The organism is Halomonas elongata, from assembly GCF_029081005.1.
In the GTDB taxonomy this organism is placed as follows: Bacteria; Pseudomonadota; Gammaproteobacteria; order Pseudomonadales; family Halomonadaceae; genus Halomonas; species Halomonas elongata_B.
In genome coordinates, this window is record NZ_JAJQTQ010000114.1 from 1 (window position 1) to 398 (window position 398).

The 398-nt window shown below is 62.3% G+C and carries 1 protein-coding gene; it reads right to left on the reverse strand.

Features of this window, described 5'->3' with window-relative positions:
* Positions 1 to 17: 17 nt before the first annotated feature.
* The coding region (locus LU493_RS19680; protein ID WP_275289489.1) for a phosphoribosylformylglycinamidine synthase subunit PurQ at positions 18 to 398 on the reverse strand (381 nt) is incomplete at its 5' end.

Genomic DNA, 398 nt, shown 5'->3' on the forward strand with positions numbered 1-398 from the left:
GAAGCGCGGCGGGAAGATTAACCCAGCTGTTTACGCGCGTTACGGAAGATACGCATCCACGGGCTATCCTCGCCCCAGTTCTCCGGGTGCCAGGAGTTGCTTACGGTGCGGAAGACGCGTTCCGGGTGAGGCATCATGATGGTCGCGCGCCCGCTTTCGCTGGTCACCGCGGTGATACCGTTCGGGGAACCGTTCGGGTTCGCCGGATAGGTTTCGGTCACTTTGCCGAAGTTATCCACGAAGCGCAGCGCCACCAGACCTTTGCTCTCCAGCTGGGCCAGATGCGCGCTGTCGCGCACTTCCACCTGACCTTCGCCGTGGGAGACCGCAATCGGCATCCGTGAGCCAACCATGCCTTCCAGCAGCAGGGATGGGCTTTGCGTCACTTCCACCAGGCT